The sequence below is a fragment of the Heliobacterium chlorum genome, from assembly GCF_014502795.1.
In the GTDB taxonomy this organism is placed as follows: Bacteria; Bacillota; Desulfitobacteriia; order Heliobacteriales; family Heliobacteriaceae; genus Heliobacterium; species Heliobacterium chlorum.
The window spans coordinates 525,672-542,125 of the sequence record NZ_JACVHF010000001.1; the positions used below are offsets into that span (position 1 = coordinate 525,672).

At 50.5% G+C, this 16,454-nt stretch carries 19 protein-coding genes; 17 read left to right on the top strand and 2 right to left on the bottom strand.

What is annotated here, in order from left to right; genetic code table 11:
* The first annotated feature begins 35 nt into the window (after positions 1-35).
* Complete coding sequence (gene lepB, locus H1S01_RS02495; protein ID WP_188038621.1) at positions 36-593, top strand: signal peptidase I; 558 nt, start codon at positions 36-38, stop codon at positions 591-593.
* Between the two features lies 1 nt (position 594).
* Positions 595-1,443 carry a ribosome biogenesis GTPase YlqF gene (ylqF, locus tag H1S01_RS02500; protein WP_188038503.1) on the top strand — a complete coding sequence of 283 codons (849 nt, stop codon included), beginning with the start codon at positions 595-597 and terminating at the stop codon, positions 1,441-1,443.
* Positions 1,444-1,476: 33 nt separating this feature from the next.
* On the opposite strand, the gene H1S01_RS02505 is transcribed toward ylqF, so the two are convergent.
* Positions 1,477-2,343: a polysaccharide deacetylase family protein gene (locus H1S01_RS02505; protein WP_188038504.1), complete on the bottom strand. Its 867-nt coding sequence runs from the start codon at positions 2,341-2,343 to the stop codon at positions 1,477-1,479.
* A 117-nt stretch (positions 2,344-2,460) separates the two neighbouring features.
* On the opposite strand from H1S01_RS02505, the gene H1S01_RS02510 reads away from it, so the two are divergent.
* The 15 genes from H1S01_RS02510 to H1S01_RS02580 all read left to right on the top strand — a co-directional run bounded on the left by H1S01_RS02510 (position 2,461) and on the right by H1S01_RS02580 (position 15,498).
* The gene (locus tag H1S01_RS02510) at positions 2,461-3,099 is read left to right on the top strand and encodes a ribonuclease HII (protein ID WP_243236883.1); all 639 of its coding nucleotides are present in this window, start codon (positions 2,461-2,463) and stop codon (positions 3,097-3,099) included.
* A gap of 3 nt (positions 3,100-3,102) precedes the next feature.
* Positions 3,103-4,770 carry a hypothetical protein gene (locus H1S01_RS02515; RefSeq protein ID WP_188038506.1) on the top strand — a complete coding sequence of 556 codons (1,668 nt, stop codon included), beginning with the start codon at positions 3,103-3,105 and terminating at the stop codon, positions 4,768-4,770.
* A 23-nt stretch (positions 4,771-4,793) separates the two neighbouring features.
* On the top strand, positions 4,794-5,108 hold the full coding sequence (locus H1S01_RS02520) for an EscU/YscU/HrcU family type III secretion system export apparatus switch protein (RefSeq protein WP_188038507.1): 315 nt from the start codon (positions 4,794-4,796) through the stop codon (positions 5,106-5,108).
* Between the two features lie 313 nt (positions 5,109-5,421).
* Positions 5,422-5,721 (top strand): NADH-quinone oxidoreductase subunit A, encoded by a 300-nt coding sequence (locus H1S01_RS02525; protein WP_407928929.1) that lies wholly within the window; start codon positions 5,422-5,424, stop codon positions 5,719-5,721.
* Positions 5,712-6,239, top strand: a complete 528-nt coding sequence (locus H1S01_RS02530) for an NADH-quinone oxidoreductase subunit B (protein ID WP_155474775.1) — start codon at positions 5,712-5,714, stop codon at positions 6,237-6,239. The genes H1S01_RS02525 and H1S01_RS02530 overlap by 10 nt, the downstream gene beginning before the upstream one ends.
* Complete coding sequence (locus tag H1S01_RS02535) at positions 6,229-6,693, top strand: NADH-quinone oxidoreductase subunit C (RefSeq protein ID WP_188038509.1); 465 nt, start codon at positions 6,229-6,231, stop codon at positions 6,691-6,693. The genes H1S01_RS02530 and H1S01_RS02535 overlap by 11 nt, the downstream gene beginning before the upstream one ends.
* Positions 6,694-6,714: 21 nt before the next feature.
* A complete protein-coding gene (locus tag H1S01_RS02540; protein WP_188038510.1) occupies positions 6,715-7,809 on the top strand; it encodes an NADH-quinone oxidoreductase subunit D in 1,095 nt (364 codons plus the stop codon).
* A gap of 21 nt (positions 7,810-7,830) precedes the next feature.
* The gene (gene nuoH / locus H1S01_RS02545; protein WP_341479010.1) at positions 7,831-8,907 is read left to right on the top strand and encodes an NADH-quinone oxidoreductase subunit NuoH; all 1,077 of its coding nucleotides are present in this window, start codon (positions 7,831-7,833) and stop codon (positions 8,905-8,907) included.
* 3 nt (positions 8,908-8,910) lie between these two features.
* Entirely contained in the window at positions 8,911-9,354 is a 444-nt protein-coding gene (locus H1S01_RS02550; RefSeq protein WP_155474778.1) for an NADH-quinone oxidoreductase subunit I, read from the top strand.
* A gap of 7 nt (positions 9,355-9,361) precedes the next feature.
* Entirely contained in the window at positions 9,362-9,871 is a 510-nt protein-coding gene (locus tag H1S01_RS02555) for an NADH-quinone oxidoreductase subunit J family protein (protein WP_341479011.1), read from the top strand.
* Positions 9,868-10,179 carry an NADH-quinone oxidoreductase subunit NuoK gene (gene nuoK / locus H1S01_RS02560; RefSeq protein ID WP_328597286.1) on the top strand — a complete coding sequence of 104 codons (312 nt, stop codon included), beginning with the start codon at positions 9,868-9,870 and terminating at the stop codon, positions 10,177-10,179. Before H1S01_RS02555 ends, nuoK begins: the two co-directional genes overlap by 4 nt.
* A gap of 48 nt (positions 10,180-10,227) precedes the next feature.
* A complete protein-coding gene (gene nuoL / locus H1S01_RS02565) occupies positions 10,228-12,144 on the top strand; it encodes an NADH-quinone oxidoreductase subunit L (protein ID WP_188038511.1) in 1,917 nt (638 codons plus the stop codon).
* Positions 12,145-13,662, top strand: coding sequence for a complex I subunit 4 family protein (locus tag H1S01_RS02570; RefSeq protein ID WP_188038512.1), 1,518 nt, complete (start codon positions 12,145-12,147; stop codon positions 13,660-13,662). It abuts the gene before it with no gap.
* Between the two features lies 1 nt (position 13,663).
* A complete protein-coding gene (locus tag H1S01_RS02575; RefSeq protein WP_188038513.1) occupies positions 13,664-15,082 on the top strand; it encodes an NADH-quinone oxidoreductase subunit N in 1,419 nt (472 codons plus the stop codon).
* Positions 15,083-15,174: 92 nt separating this feature from the next.
* Positions 15,175-15,498 (top strand): hypothetical protein, encoded by a 324-nt coding sequence (locus H1S01_RS02580; protein WP_188038514.1) that lies wholly within the window; start codon positions 15,175-15,177, stop codon positions 15,496-15,498.
* A gap of 121 nt (positions 15,499-15,619) precedes the next feature.
* Here the strand turns inward: H1S01_RS02580 and H1S01_RS02585 are convergent, their stop codons facing one another.
* Positions 15,620-16,345 carry a methyltransferase domain-containing protein gene (locus tag H1S01_RS02585; protein WP_188038515.1) on the bottom strand — a complete coding sequence of 242 codons (726 nt, stop codon included), beginning with the start codon at positions 16,343-16,345 and terminating at the stop codon, positions 15,620-15,622.
* Between the last annotated feature and the right edge of the window lie 109 nt (positions 16,346-16,454).

Genomic DNA, 16,454 nt, shown 5'->3' on the forward strand with positions numbered 1-16,454 from the left:
GGAAATGGACTAGGGGAGGTATCCTCGTGGAAGAGATGAAAGGGCCGGAGGATTCTACCGTCCAGGCTGAACAAAAACAACCCAAATCGGCCATTCGAGAAATCGCTGAAGCGGTCTTAATCGCCGTCGTGCTGGCTTTTGTAATCCGGTTCTTTTTGTTTCAGCCTTTTTACATCCCTTCGGGCTCGATGGAGCCCACCCTCATGCCGCTGGATCGGATTATCGTCAGTAAGGTGAACTATTATTTTAGTGAGCCGAAGCGGGGCGATATCATCGTCTTCCGTTACCCATTGGATGAAAGCCGCGACTTTGTCAAGCGGGTCATCGCCCTTGGCGGTGAGACAGTGGAGATTCGCAATAACCAGTTGTATGTAAACGGAGAGAAGATCTCCGAACCGTACCTTCCCCCGCTGAAAATGGAGGACTTCGGACCAAAGGCAGTTCCAGAGGGACAGCTCTTTGTCATGGGTGATAACCGCAACCATTCCGATGACAGCCGCCGCTGGGGTTTTGTGCCGAGGAATAACATCATCGGCAAAGCGGTATTTTTATATTGGCCTTTAAATCGGATTCGCACAACGGAGGGCATCTAAGTTGAGTGGGATACAATGGTATCCAGGACATATGACTCGTGCACGGCGTCAGGTAGAAGCGGACTTGGCCAAGGTGGACTTGGCGCTGGAACTCGTCGACGCCCGCGTTCCTGTGAGCAGTCGTAACCCTGACATCGATCGAATACTCGGCCAAAAACCACGGATCATCTTGCTAAACAAGTCTGATTTAGCCCACCCGGCGGCAACGCAGAAGTTCGCTGAGAGTTTCCGCAGCCGCGGGATTCCGGCTTTGTCCATCGATGCTGCTTCGGGAGAGGGAGTGAAAGCGATCGCTCCCGCTGTAGAACAGGCTTTACAACAGTTGTTACAGCGATGGCAGCAGCGGGGGATGCGTCCTCGGCCTTTCCGGGCCATGGTCTTGGGAATTCCCAACGTGGGCAAGTCATCGTTGATCAACCGGTTAGCCGGTCGGAGAAGAACCGTAACGGCAGATCGTCCCGGTGTCACTCGGGGACCGCAATGGGTAAGCATCGGACAAAAGCTCGAACTGCTCGATACGCCGGGAATTTTATGGCCCAAGTTCGAAGATCCGATGGTCGGCTTAAAACTATCGGCCACAGGAGCGGTCAGCGACCTGGTCGTCGATGTGCAGCATGTGGCTTCCTATATCCTGCAGGCGATTCGGGATAAGGCAGTGGAGACCCTGCAAGAACGGTATAGCCTGAACGTCTTGGAAGTGCCTGAGGTGAATTGGCTCGACGCGGTAGCCAAACGGCGCGGATTTTTGCTTTCCGGCGGAGTCTTCGACCGGGAAAAAGCAGCTATTCAAGTCTTAGGAGATTTCCGAGCTGGCAAACTGGGCCGGTTCACTCTCGACGTAACGGAATAAATGAAAGCACCCTTAGTCGAAGGGTGCTTTTTGTTATTGCTTTTGGATCTCTGTCAATGGGACAATAGAGTAGCCCCGTTCCTTTATGGCTGTCATCATATCTTCCATCTGGTCGACGACAGCTTTCGAGTTGCCATGAAGTAAAATGATAGCACCCGGGTGGAGTTGGCTAAGGACATCGTTGTAGACTTTGCGCGGAGAAGAGGACGGAAGCCAATCTACGGAAGAGATACTCCAAAAAATCGTTTGATAACCGAGGCTTTTTGTTGCATCCAAACTGGAACGGCTAAACTCTCCTTTTGGCGGACGAAGATATTTGGCCGCATAATCACATCCGGAAGCTTGTTGGATGTCCCGGTGAAGGGACATGATCTCCTCGGTCAGTTTATCTTGAGAAAGATCAGGCAAACTGGGATGATTCCAAGTGTGATTTCCTATGTCATGGCCTTCGGCGATCATGCGTTTCAATAAATCCGGTTGCGTCTTTACCCAGTGACCGGTTAAAAAAAAGGCAGCCTTCGCATCATGCTTCTTCAATACATCAAGGATGCGTGGTGTAGCGCCTTCCAATTCGTATCCCATATCAAAGGTGATCGCTAGGACCTTCTGGGCCCCGCTTCCTTTATAGATAGCGTTGTATTCCTTCAACAAGTCTTGTTGCCACTGAGGGACATAAGGGGGTTGCTCTTCTTTAGAACGGACAAATCCCCAACCGTATTTTTTATGAGGATCTCGAACGTTGGGATTGTTCGCCGGCGCATTTTCCGGGGAACTGTTTTCTAAGCGATTATACTCGAGGGAGAGATATTCCTTCGGTGGATGTAAAGGTTGCAAGCCCACAAACCCGATAATACCAACAAGAGATAAAATTAAAGCGATTTTTAGCGCGATATTTTTCAAGGGACACCTCCATTCCCGTTCTTCAAAAGGTAGTTTGTCTAGGCGGGAATGAAGCTATGGGAGGTATCTAAAGGACCGGCAGGTGTTCCTTTCCAACGAATTAGGGAGTTGAAGAAGTTGTCAAAGAGCAGTCAACTGTTGCAAGATTCCTGGTTAACGACAGAAACAAAGTTGAGGGAGATGGGATTCGAACGGATTGCCGGCATCGACGAAGCAGGTCGCGGACCGCTAGCTGGTCCTGTGGCAGCAGCAGCTGTCATCTTACCGCCCTTCTGCCACATTGAAGGATTAAACGACTCCAAAAAGCTCAGCGCTGCTCGGCGAGAGCGTCTCGCCCAAGAAATCCGGCGACAAGCCTTGGCATGTGCAGTCGCCGTTGTCGCAGCGAGGGTGATCGACCAAATTGGTATACTCCCGGCTACCTTTAGGGCCATGTCCTTAGCCGTTAGCAACTTAAGGATCCAACCGGATTATCTCTTCGTCGATGGCAACCTGCCTTTGCCCCAGTATAAGGGCACACAGGAAACACTCATCGGCGGTGACGGACTGGCTGCTCCAGTAGCTGCCGCTTCGATCCTGGCGAAAGTCACCCGAGATCAATTAATGATCCGTTTTAATCAGATTTTTCCCGGTTATGGCTTCGAGAAACATAAAGGCTATGGCACGGTAGCCCATCGAGAAGCGATCATTCTTCGAGGGCCCAGTTTGATTCACCGCACCTCTTTTCTGCATATCGACAAGTGGGAGGAGGAATGAACCTTGACAATGGATGTCACCCAAGTGGTACTGCGGTCTTTGCTTTCACAGATGTCGCAGCGAAACAATGGTGAAGGCAGCGAATGGAAGATTGGCGCCCTCCTCAAAGGGCTAGTCTTGGAAATGGTTCTTCCAGACACGTATACGGTAAAAATGGACGGAAAAAAGCTATCCCTGCAATCGCCATACCCATTAACAGCAGGTCAAGAGATCGAATTACAGATACAGGGAGTCAACGAAAAGCAGATCCAAGCCCGCCTCATCCCGCCAGGACAGAAAGAGCTAGCGGGAGAAAGAACGTCTCTGGTACTTCGCCAAGCCGGTGTTGAAGACAACGCCCAAAACCGGACAATCTTTAAATCCCTTACATCGGCCATGCTTTCATTGAGCCGAGAGAACTTTCAGCAAGTGGCCCGGGCCATGATGGTGATGGGTAAACAGGATTTAGGTACAGCTCAAATCGCTGCCTTTGCGTTGAAAGCAGGATTACCTCTCGAGAGCGACGTGCTGCAAATTATGCAGCGAGTTTTTACGGAGCCCGATCCTGTCCAAGGGCTGCAACGATGGATCAACGATACAAAACAACTCTTGCAAGGACAAGGCCAACAGTCCCAGGCGTTGACTCAACTGGAGGAAATACTTCAACAGGTTCGACTCAGCCCTGACGATGGAACGGCTGAAATCGCGCAAAAGCTGGAGAGCCTCTTCAAAAATCAACAGATGCCTGGGAAAAGCACCTCTGGTGCTTCCAGTTTCGCAAGCACCTCCTCATCGACAGTTTTCTCGGGAAAAGAGGCTACGACCGGCCTTCCCGACGGGGAGAAGTCGTCTGTGCAAGAGCCTCACGCCGCCTCTTTTTTCTTGGCGACAGCGGATCCAGAGAAGGAAACGGGCTTCTTCGTCACTGCTTCGACGAATCGAACACAAGGAGAAAGCGAGAGAGCCGGACTAGAGGCTGGGCGATCCGGTCTTTCGAATCTGAATCAAGAAGGTGAGGGGAAAGACCCTTCCCCGATCGACTCATCGAAAGGGAAAAAAGCTTCAGGTCAGCAAAACCAGATCGAACATGTAGAAAAGAATTCGGGAGCCCTAAAACATGCTTCACCAGGAGAAGAAAAAAATCTGCTTCCATTGATCAGTCGAGCCGTGAAAGAAGTGGAACAGTTTTTCAAGTCGCCGGGAACCGAAAGAGCGGAAGTGCTCACTAATGGCGCTGCTGTTGAAGAACAGTGGGCCGGTCAGCAAATCTTGCAAGGGCTAAACAAAGGAGTAAGCGGTTCTAACGATTATTTGTATTTTTCCATCCCCTATTTGCACAGAGACGGCAGCGAAGGCACCGGTCAGTTGAGAGTATATAAAGATGGGAAAAACCGTACCTTGGACCCAAAAAACCTCAGGCTGGCTCTCGTTTTAGATACGGAACATCTAGGTCCTATCGCTGTGGAACTGGCTTTGCGGCAGCGGGACGTAATAAGTAAAGTTACCGTGTACGATGTAGACATCATGAAAGAAGGCATGGACGCTTGGCCGGAACTTCAGAAAGCTTTATCCGAACAGGGATTCCGACTCCATAGTGCCGATTGGAAAGTAGGCACCCCGCCTGATTTACGTCCGCAACCGACAACTGCAGCTATTCCGAAAGAACCTGGACAAATCAACATTCGCATTTAGATAGAGCAAAAGGAGATGGTTCTATGGCCGAACGTGACAGTGGCGACGGTGAAACCGGAAGAAAAAGACTAGACAAAGCCGTCGCTCTCAAGTACAATCCTGCCGACGATGACGTTCCCAAGGTGGTCGCAACCGGGCAAGGACACCTAGCCCGTCGAATTTTAGAAGTGGCGAAAGAAAAAGACATCCCCGTCTATAAAGATCCCACGCTCGTCAACCTACTTGCCAAGCTTGACCTGGGTGCCGAGATACCGCCGGAATTATACCGGATGGTGGCCGAGGTTTTAGCCTTTATCTACCGCCTCGATCGTCGAGTGGCAGAAAATAGTGAGAAATGAAGATATTTATCGAACAAGAGACTATGCATTATATTTCCCGGTTTCCTGAATGTATACATGGACAGGGCCGGGATTTTGCTTTAATATGAACAGGGAACGTCGACTCTATGTAAAAGGTTTATAATCCCCTCTAATATTTCATTTTTGTGGAAGGGTTTTTTCCGAAAACGCAGAATAATAAACTTTTGGGATCTCGTCTTTTGGTCAGCTCTTCCGTTATTTTCAAATATGATTACACAGGAAGGAGGGAACAAGGTTGTTGAAAGAATACTTGGGCATCAGTTTGTTCCTGGCCGCCGGTTTCATTATCCCGATCGCTGCATTCCTCGTCTCTAGGTTGTTTCAGACGCGGAGAACCAGTCGGGTCAAAGCCGATCCTTATGAGTGCGGTATGGAAACGATTGGGGACACATGGGTTCAGTTTAAATCAAACTACTTTCTTTACGCCTTGGTGTTTGTGGCCTTTGATGTAGAGACCGTATTCCTCTATCCCTGGGCCGTCAAGTTCCAGCAGCTGGGAACCTTTGCATTCGTGGAGATGTTCATCTTCATCGCTATCTTAGTAGTAGGTTTCTGGTATGCCTGGAAGGAAGGAGCTTTGGAATGGAAATAGGCAAAAACGTCGACGTTCTTAACGACGCCCAAGTGCAGGAACTCGTCCAAAAGAACATCATCATGACCAGTCTTGAGTCTGTCTTTAACTGGGCCAGAGGCAACTCCTTTTGGCCATTGTCTTCCGGGTTAGCTTGTTGTGCGATTGAGATGATGGCCAGCGCAGGTCCGCGCTTCGACATCGCTCGGTTTGGGTACGAGGTATTCCGACCTTCTGTGCGGCAAGCGGACTGCATCATCATCGCCGGTACGGTGACATGGAAAATGGCACCCGCCTTGGTGCGGCTATATGAACAGATGCCGGAACCGAAATGGATCTTGGCCATGGGTTCTTGTGCCTGCACCGGAGGACCCTTTGTGGACTCCTATGCGGTTGTACCCGGCGTGGACAAGATTCTTCCGGTAGACGTATATATTCCTGGTTGCCCGCCTCGTCCAGAAGCCTTAATCGACGGATTCTTGAAACTGAAAGAAAAAGTTCAAAACCCAACCAAAGTGGGGTTGAAGCATGGCAATTAATCTGTTAGACCGGTATAATCCGGAAGAATTGAACGCCAAGCTGGGGACAACTGTGGAGGTCGTCGGCGAAGGCGTGAGCCGCTCCCTAGTCGTCACCAAGGAAAACCTCATTCCCGTCATGGAAAAGTTGTGTAAGAGCCCCGAATGGGCTTTTGATATGTTGTCGGATATCTCGTCGGTCGACCGCAAAGATGCCGGCCTGGAAGTGGTTTATCAACTCTTTTCCATAAAGCACAAGTATGACCTGCGGGTAAAAACGATCACTGCTAGGGATGAGGCGCAGGTTCCCACGGTGACGAGCATTTGGCCGGGCGCTAACTTTATGGAACGTGAAGTCTACGACCTGATGGGCGTCGCTTTTCCAGGACACCCGAATATGACTCGATTGCTGCTACCGGAGGAGTTCGAAGGACACCCGCTGCGTAAAGACTTCAAGCTCCAACCCAGAGCTTAGGATAGGGTGAGGTGAGACCTTTTGCAAACACAAAAATATGAACTGAATATGGGTCCCCAGCACCCTTCGACCCACGGGGTGTTGCGGATTCTCTTAGAACTGGACGGGGAGATCGTCGTTAAGGCGACACCGATTATCGGATATCTTCACCGGGGCATTGAGAAGATCTGTGAAAATAAAACCTATGTGCAGACGATCCCCTTTACCGACCGGATGGATTACCTGGCTGCCATGGGCAATAACTTAGGCATCTCCCAGGCCATCGAAAAACTGATGGGCGTAGCAGTTCCGGAGAGAGCCGAATACATCCGGGTGATTATGGCCGAATTGTCTCGGATCGCCTCCCATATGATCTGTATCGGCAGTTTGGTGATGGACATCGGCGGTGTAACCGGTTTTACTTTCTGCATTCGCGACCGTGAAGAGATTTTGGAACTATTCAACCGAGCTTGCGGAGCTCGCATGACCTTCAACTATATCCGTGTCGGTGGTGTCTCCCAAGACCTTCCCGAAGGATGGGTTGATGCCTGCTGGAAGTTTGTCAAGAACTTTGACAGAGTGATGGAGACCTACAACAACCTGATCGTTGGCAATGAGATTGTCCAACTGCGCTTGAAAGATATCGCCTTTTTAAGTGCAGAACGAGCCATCGCCATGTCAGCAACGGGTGCCGTCTTACGGGCCAGCGGTGTCAACTATGACGTTCGCAAAGCTGATCCCTACGGCATTTACGACCGTTTTGATTTTGACATTCCTCTCGGTCAAAAAGGAGACAACTGGGACCGCTTTATGCTCCGCTTTTACGAGATGGAGCAGTCAGTGCGGATCATTAAACAAGCGCTGGAGCAAATGCCTGAAGGACCGGTCATGGCCAAGGTTCCGAAAGTCATCAAACCACCTGCTGGCGAAGTCTATCACCGTGTCGAAAACGCGAAGGGTGAAATCGGCTTTTATGTCGTCAGCGACGGGACAACCAAACCGTACCGCTGGCATGCCCGCCGCGCCGCCATGGTCAACTTGCAGCTCTTAGATGAACTTTGTCAAGGCAACAAATTGGGCGACGTCGTCGCGATTCTCGGTACCCTGGACCCCGTTCTGGGTGAGGTAGACTGTTAAGGGAAGGTGGGGGATGTTACTGTGAACGATTCGAATATTTTTATGCTCATCTCCAGCTTCTTGCGGTCTTTACTAAGCCCGTTGTTGGGGAATGATGCCACCGACATGTCCATCTACGTCGTTGGACTGGTCGGCGTAATCATCGTTGTATTTACCAACGCGGTCATTCTGGTCCTGATGGAACGGAAAGTGGCCGGTTTTATGCAGTCCCGGTTGGGTCCGAACCGTGTCGGTCCCTGGGGGATTCTCCAAACGGTGGCCGATACACTGAAACTCTTAAGTAAGGAAGACTACCAACCGCGGGAAGTTGACAAGTGGGTCTGGGCTTTGGCTCCGGCGCTGCTGTTCATCCCTGCACTGGGCGCTTATGCAGTCATTCCTTTTGATAATCAAGCGGTCCCCGTTGATTTGAACATCGGTATTTTCTACTTTATTGCGCTCTCCTCGCTGTCCACACTGCCTTTCTTGATGGCCGGGTGGGGTTCCAACAACAAATATTCCATGCTCGGCGGCATGCGGGCTGTGGCCCAGATGATCAGTTACGAGATCCCCTTGATCTTCTCTATACTCGGAGTCATCATGCTGGTCGGATCCTTGCAGATGTCTTCCATCGTCGAGGCCCAATCGAAAGTCTGGTTTGTCTTGCTGCAGCCAGTGGCCTTTGTCATCTATGTCATCGCCGCTACGGCGGAAACGAACCGTACGCCTTTTGACCTCGTCGAGTGCGAAGGGGAAATCGTTGCCGGTCCCTTTACGGAGTACTCGGGCATGCGCTGGTCCATGTTCTTCTTGGCCGAATATGCCAACTTATTTGCCGTATCGGCCATCGCTACCACACTGTTTCTTGGGGGCTGGCAGCCCTTGCCGTTGCCCGGGGCACTCGGAGATATTCTGCACTTTATCCCCGGTTGGATATGGTTTGCGGCAAAAACCTACTTCATGATCTTCGTCTTCATGTGGTTCAGATGGACCTTCCCCCGTTTTCGGATGGACCAACTGATGTCCTTTGGCTGGAAAGTGCTGCTGCCCCTGTCTCTGGCAAATATCCTGATCACCGGTGTAGGTATTTACTTCTACCGTGTGATGATAGGAGGGTAAACGATGCAGGGTATAGGCTTACTCAAAGGGATGTTCGTCACGATCCAAGAGTTCTTCCGTAAACCTGTTACGGAAGAATATCCGGATGTGATGCCCGACCTGGGAGATCGGTTCCGAGGCGGCACAATCAAGCTGAAGACAAGCAAGTGTATCTCCTGTGGAATCTGTATGAACTCCTGTCCGAATGGTTCGATTAAACTGACAAGTGTCAGAGACGAGAACAACAAGCGTCATTTGAGCACCTATGTTCACGACTCTGGTTTGTGCCTCTACTGCAACTTGTGTATCGAATCTTGCCCGGTCAAATGTATCGATTGGACGAATGAATTCGCCTTCTCCGGTTACAGCCGAGAGGATCTGATCTTCGATTGCATCGACTTGGCAAAAAAACGGGGTTATGATGTCCCAGAAGTGAAAGCGACTCCGGAAGCTGGGGAAAAGGGGTGACAAGCCGGTGAATGACTTTATCTTCGCAGCTGCCTTTTATGGCCTGGCGGGAATGACGATCTTGTCAGCGGCCGGTGTAGTATTCCTGAAAGACATTGTTCACAGCGCATTGATGTTGGCATTGTCCTTCATCGGTGTGGCTGGACTTTACGTCCTGCTGAACGCCGATTTCCTGGCAGCCGTTCAAATCCTCGTCTATGGCGGCGCCGTGGCGATCTTGATCGCCTTCGGTGTCATGTTGACACGCCGTAGAAACATGAAAGAATCCAACCCCAACAACCGTTGGGTGATCTATGCATCCTTCGTCTCGGCCGCCTTCTTCGCGATCTGCGGCTGGGCTTTGATGGGTACAGACTTCAAACCGGTCGGGCAACAGGTGAATCCTGAAGCCGCCGTAGAAGGTCTCGCATCACTGCTTTTGGGAGACTATGTGGTGGCATTTGAATCTGCAGCCGTCTTGCTACTGGTGGCTTTGGTCGGCGCGATTATCCTTGCGAAGGGGGCGAAAGAAGCGTGACCATAGGATTAACGCATTTTCTGCTCCTCGGAACGGCTCTGTTCTGCCTCGGTTTGTATGGCCTTCTGTCGAAACGCAATGCCATCGCGATTCTGATGGGAATCGAATTGATGCTGAACGCAGTCAACATCAACCTGATCGCCTTCAATAAATATGTGGCGGCTGGGAGTTATACCGGACAAGTATTTTCTGTGTTTGTCATCGTGGTAGCCGCAGCTGAAGTGGCCGTAGGTCTGGCTCTTGTCCTTGCCATTTACAAGGATCGTCTCAGCACAAATGTGGATGACCTCGATTGGCTCAAATGGTAATCATGGAGCACAGCGACATCCGGAAAGTAAGGTAGGTGTGGCAAAGGAATGGATTTTGCCCTGTTTAGTCTGAATAATGCCTGGCTGATTCCGCTGCTGCCCTTTATGGCCTTTGTGCTGATCGCGTTTGTTTTCAAAAATATGGAGAAGACAGCGTCGACAACGGCCATCCTGTTCAGCGGGACTTCCTTCCTTATCGCGTTGGGAGTGGTCACTGCTGTACTGCAGCGCCCGGAACTGATTGAAAACCCCTTTGTAAAAGAAGTCCGGTGGTTTTCCATGCCCGGATTGCATATCACCATGGGTCAATTGATCGACCCTGTCGCGGCGATGATGCTCTTCGTCGTTTCTCTGGTGGCAACCTTGGTCATGATCTACTCCACCGGGTATATGCATGGAGACCCTGGGTATACACGGTTCTTCGCATACCTCTGTCTCTTTGCGACATCCATGCTCGGTCTCGTCATCGCGACCAACTTACTGCAAATGTTCATCTTCTGGGAACTGGTAGGTCTTTGTTCTTACCTGCTCATCGGTTATTACTATTTCAAAGACTCCGCCCGTGAAGCAGCCAAAAAAGCCTTTATGACGACTCGGATCGGCGACTTTGGTTTGCTACTGGGGATTATGTTCCTGCAACTCAACTTCGGTACCCTGGAGTTTACTGAACTGGCCGACAAGCTTCCTGCTTTCGCAGTAGCTCATCCGGCTCTCGTGACACTCATGGGCATCTTGGTCTTCATCGGTCCCATCGGTAAGTCCGGTCAGTTCCCGCTGCACGTCTGGTTGCCGGACGCGATGGAAGGCCCCACGCCGGTCTCCGCCTTGATTCACGCCGCAACGATGGTCGTCGCCGGTGTTTATCTGGTGGCCCGCGCCTTCACTCTCTTTGAAGTATCTCCCGAAGCGATGCATGTTATTGCCTACATCGGTGGTTTTACGGCCTTCTTTGCCGCATCGATCGCGCTGACGCAACGGGAAATGAAACGAATTTTGGCTTATTCCACCGTATCCCAGTTGGGATACATGATGATGGCGTTAGGTGTGGGCAGCTTAACTGCATCCATGTTCCACCTGATGACCCACGCCTTCTTCAAAGCCCTCATGTTCTTGGCTGCCGGTTCGGTCCTTCACGCCCTCCATGGCACAACAGACATCTTTGAGATGGGCGGCCTGAAAAAGAAAATGCCCTACACGACGGCCTTCATGTGTATTGGCCTCGTAGCCATTGCCGGGGTGCCGCCTTTCGCCGGGTTTTGGTCGAAGGACGAAATCCTGTTGATGACCAAACTGCACGGATTCACCGACCTTTACTATCTCGCGTCGTTGACAGCTTTCATGACCGCCTTCTACATGTCACGGATGGTCTTTACAGCTTTCTTCGGCAAAGAGAATCCTCATAACCATCCTCATGAATCTCCCTGGAGCATGCTCTTCCCCATGTCGGTGCTGGCTGTTCTGGCTTGTGTCGGTGGTCTCGTTGGCACACCTTGGACTGAACATGGCTTTGGCTACTGGGTTCGCTACGGTGAACTCCACCATCCCGAGGTGGATTGGACCGTCATGGGTGGTTCCGTTCTGCTTGGCCTAGCTGGTATGAGCTTAGCTTGGATCATCTATGGGGCCAAACTGATCGATGCGAACAAGCTGGCCCGCCGGGCAGGTTTCCTGCACACCTTGTCTTATCGCAAATTCTTCATCGATGAAATCTATCAATGGATCAACAAGGTCATCGTCGACGGAACAGGCCGATTCCTCTACTGGATCGATATTCACGTCGTCGACGGATTTATCGACGGTCTTGCCGACGGTACCGATTGGTCTGGCAAAATGTTGCGCCGCGTACAAACTGGTCAAGTACAGGTGTATGCGCTCATCTTCTTTGCTGCTGTAGTATTCATCGCAGTCATCATGGGGCTGATGGGAGAAAGCTCTGCCATGGCCTTGATCGGAGGTGGAAAGTAAATGGGCTTCCCGTTGCTGACCATCGCGCTGCTGGCGCCGATCATCGGGGCCTTGGTGCTGGTGTTTATCCCGAAAGACGAGCATAAAATCGTCAAAGCCATCTCTGCCTTTGTTATGGCCATATCCTTGGGGTTAACCTTGGTGGCCTATTTCGGTTATGACTTTGCCAAAGGCGGTATGCAGTTCACGGAAGATATCGTCTGGGTAAAAGAGCTTGGTGTAACCTACGCCATGGGTGTAGACGGCATTTCCTTGCCCATGCTGCTCTTGACCAACTTGATCGGCTTCAGCGCCGTCTTCGCTTCTTGGAATGTAGAAAAACGCCCGAAGACCTTCTTTATCCTGTTGCTTCTGCTGATCGCCGGGGTTATGGGAACATTCATCGCTCGTGACCTCTTTATTTTCTTCCTCTTCTACGAAGTGGTTGTCATCCCGCTCTATATCATGGTTATCATCTGGGGTTCCAGCAAACGGGTGACGAAAGAGTACGCCGGTATGAAGCTGACCATCTACCTGCTGATCGGTTCGGCTTTCCTACTCGTAGGGCTCATCGCCATCTACTTGAACGCCTATCCGGTGGGACAACGGACATTCATGATCGATAAGCTCGCGGCAGCAAGTTACAGCGAACCTTTCCAAATCTTCGCTTTTGCCCTTCTAGCGGTCGGTTTTGGTTCTCTCTTGTCCATGTTCCCCTTTCACTCCTGGTCCCCCGACGGTTATGCTGGTGCTCCGACAGCCGTCTCCATGATTCACGCAGGCGTCTTAAAGAAAATCGGTGGTTATGGTTTGATTCGTGTCGGATTGTTAGCATTACCTTTGGGAGCGAAGTTCTGGGCGCCTGTCATCGCCTTCCTCGCCGTCTGTAACGTAGCTTACGCAGCGATGATCGCTTTGGCTCAGAAAGACTTGAAATATGTTATCGGTTACTCATCGGTCAGCCACATGGGTTACGTGCTCATCGGTCTGGCTGCCCTAAACGTGATCGGCATCAACGGTGCCGTCGCCAACATGTTTGCTCACGGTGTCATGTCGGCGCTGTTTTTCTCCATGATCGGTTACGTCTATGAGAAAACCCATACCCGTTATATCCCCGACCTGGGTGGTCTGGCTCACCAGATGCCTCGCGTAGCCATCGGTTTTATGATGGCAGGTATGGCCTCCCTCGGTCTGCCAGGTTTAGTCTCCTTTATCCCGGAGTTCACCATCTTTGTCGGCTCCTTTGCCGTCTATCCCACCATGGCCATCATCGCCATCGCCGGGATCATCATCACCGCATTGTATACGCTGCGTGCCCTTGCCAATGTGCTCTTTGGTCCTCGCCGTCCTGAATTCGACCACTATCCTGACGCAAAAGGACCGGAAATGGTGCCTCTCTTGGTCCTCGGTTCTGTTCTCGTCCTGGGTGGTATCTTCCCGCACTTGATTCTTGACATGGTCAATTCGGGAGTCGAACCGCTGGTCAGCGCGATGATGGCCAAACTGGGTGCCGCTGCAACGATTGGAGGTGGATTCTAGCATGAATATGAGCCTGCTTTCCACCGAGATACTGACAGCGGTTCTAGCTTGCGGCTTGTTGATTTTATGCTTGTTATCCCCCAACAAGGAAAAACACCGGGGTATCGGCTATGCGACCCTTTTCGGTTTACTGGCGATTCTGGTGACGACCTTCTTCCAATACGGGATCAATGAGACCACTTTCCATGAGTTGTGGATTCATGACGATTATTCCGTATTCATGAAGGAACTGTTCTTGGTCGCTGCCATTTTAGTCACCTTGTCCTCTATCGACTTTGTAGACACATTGCCCCGGTTCCGGAGCGAATACTATTCCCTCATCGTCTTTGCTGCCCTAGGTATGATGGTGATGGCGTCGGCCAACGATTTAGTCACCATCTACGTAGGCATGGAATTGATGACGATCACCTTTTTCGTCCTCGTCGCCTACGTTTTAGGCAACGGACGTTCGTCCGAAGCTGGGGTGAAGTACCTGCTCCTTGGCGCTGCCTCATCGGCAGTTCTGCTCTTTGGTATGAGCTTGCTCTACGGTTTGACTGGTACGACAGTCATCCCGGAAATGATGGCAAAGTTGCACTGGAGCCCCGCTCTGGTAATCGCCGTCGTGACCTTGATTGCTGGTTTTGGATTCAAGATCTCAGCGGTTCCGTTCCACATGTGGTCCCCCGATATCTATGAGGGGGCACCGACGCCGATCACCGGCTACTTGGCTGTGGCATCGAAAGCGGCCGGTTTTGCCGTACTTGTTCGGGTCTTCATTGACGGACTCCCGCTGCAAAACGGCGTTGACTGGTTGACGGTTATGTCCGTCCTGGCCGGTATCACCATGGTGATCGGTAACGTCGTCGCCATTCCGCAGACCAACATCAAGCGGATGCTCGCTTACTCTTCTGTGGCGCAAGCTGGTTATCTGCTCGTCGGCTTGATGTCTGCTGACGCCGCCGGCGTAAAAGGCATTCTCTTCTACGCCATGCTCTATGTGGTGGCGAACATGGGTGCCTTTGCCGTCGCTATTGTCGTCGCGAAGGAACTCGGTACCGAAGAGATTCCCGATTATGCCGGTCTGGCGATTCGTCAACCTCTTCTCGCTTCCGTCATGACCATCAGCCTGCTTTCTCTGGCTGGTATTCCGCCTCTGGCCGGTTTTGTCGGTAAACTGTACCTCTTCTCTGCCATCATGGATAAAGGGGTCTTGTGGCCGGCCTTTGTAGGCTTTGTCATGTCGATGGTCTCTGTTTACTACTACTTGAATGTAGCCTTGTACATGTGGCGGGATGAGCCGAAAGACAACCGTCCTATCCATGTGCCGGGTGCGATTAAATTCACGGTCCTCTTCGCTATGGTCGCTACGGTGTTCTTCGGAATCTACCCGGGCCCCTTGGCCGAAGTGGCCACGATGGCCGCAAAATCCTTGTTCTAAGTCTTTGCAAATGAATGGGAAGAGCCGGAGAAAAACTGTCGTTTTGCTCCGGCTTTTTTCAGACAAAACAAGGAGTAGGGAGATGGTTTTTCATGAGCCTGCCAAAAATACTGAAAATTGCCAGTTTGCTGGTAATGCTGCTCGGCGTAGTGATGAGCGTCAATGTAGTCAACAGTACTCAAGAGCTTCAAAATACTCCTGGCTACCAGTCTGCCAAGCTAGCTGTGCAAGAGAACCCGAATGATCAAGCAGCACAAGCAGAATTGGCGAAATTTGAAGCGTCTATTGAAGAGACTTATAACCAAAAAGCGGTTTTGATGTGGATTTATTTGCTTTCCGGTTCTACCGGTTTTGGAGTTCTTTTTACGCTCAGTAATTATCTGAGTAAGAGGGAAGACGAGGCACAAGCGAGATAGGTATGTATTGGTTGTTAAATTTTAAAGGTAGAAGGGCTTGGGTATAGTACCCAGGCTCTTCTTTTTTATCAAATCCAACACGATTGCTCCATCTAATCGTTGATTGGCTCGATTAGTTTGCTCAGTCGCTACCGGGTAAGGTGGCTTGAAACTGGCGATAACCTAAACGATGAGCATATTTTTCAGTCAATTCCTGATGCTTTGACCATATTCGAAGAAGTTCTAAATCCTTAATGTCATCAAGGTGACTATTCGAAAAATCTAGAGAACCTGCTGTTTTAGCTACAGATGCTCCTTCGATGCTTTCAATGGTAAAACCGGATTGCTTAAAAAATTGAATCCATTCGGATTCCGTCGGGATGTTGTTCATACCATAAAACTGGGATAGTTCTTGAAATTCCGTGCTGGAAAGGGTCGATTCAGCGGTCATTTCTAGATCGAGTAAGCGACCACCAGGTTTCAATACCCTAGCATATTCAGACAAAGATTTATGGATATCTGTAAAGACGGTAACTGATTCAGCGACAATCAAATCAAAAGTACTGTTTTGCATAGGAAGATTTTCTATATCTCCTTGGATTAATTGTACGGTTAATCGCTCTTGAGTAAATCGTCTATGTGCATTCCGAATCATGAGCGGGTTTAGGTCCAAAGCGGTTATAGCACAACCGTAGGCACGAACGAGGTATGAAGATGTTAGTCCGGTTCCACATCCTGCGTCAAGTACTGTCCAGTTTTGTTGAATTTGTTGCTTTTGCATCAATCTTTTTGTATGAAGAAAGCCTCCAGGATGGGCACCATTTACTCCTAATAAGGCAAGTAGGTCCTGATAAGTCCTTTTTTGCACAGGTAAACCCCCTGTAAATTGTGGTGGTAAATTTTTGAGTCCCTTTTATCCAAGAGCTGATTGTCAAACTTATATGCTATGATGATAGTTTTAACTTGGCCTTATGGTT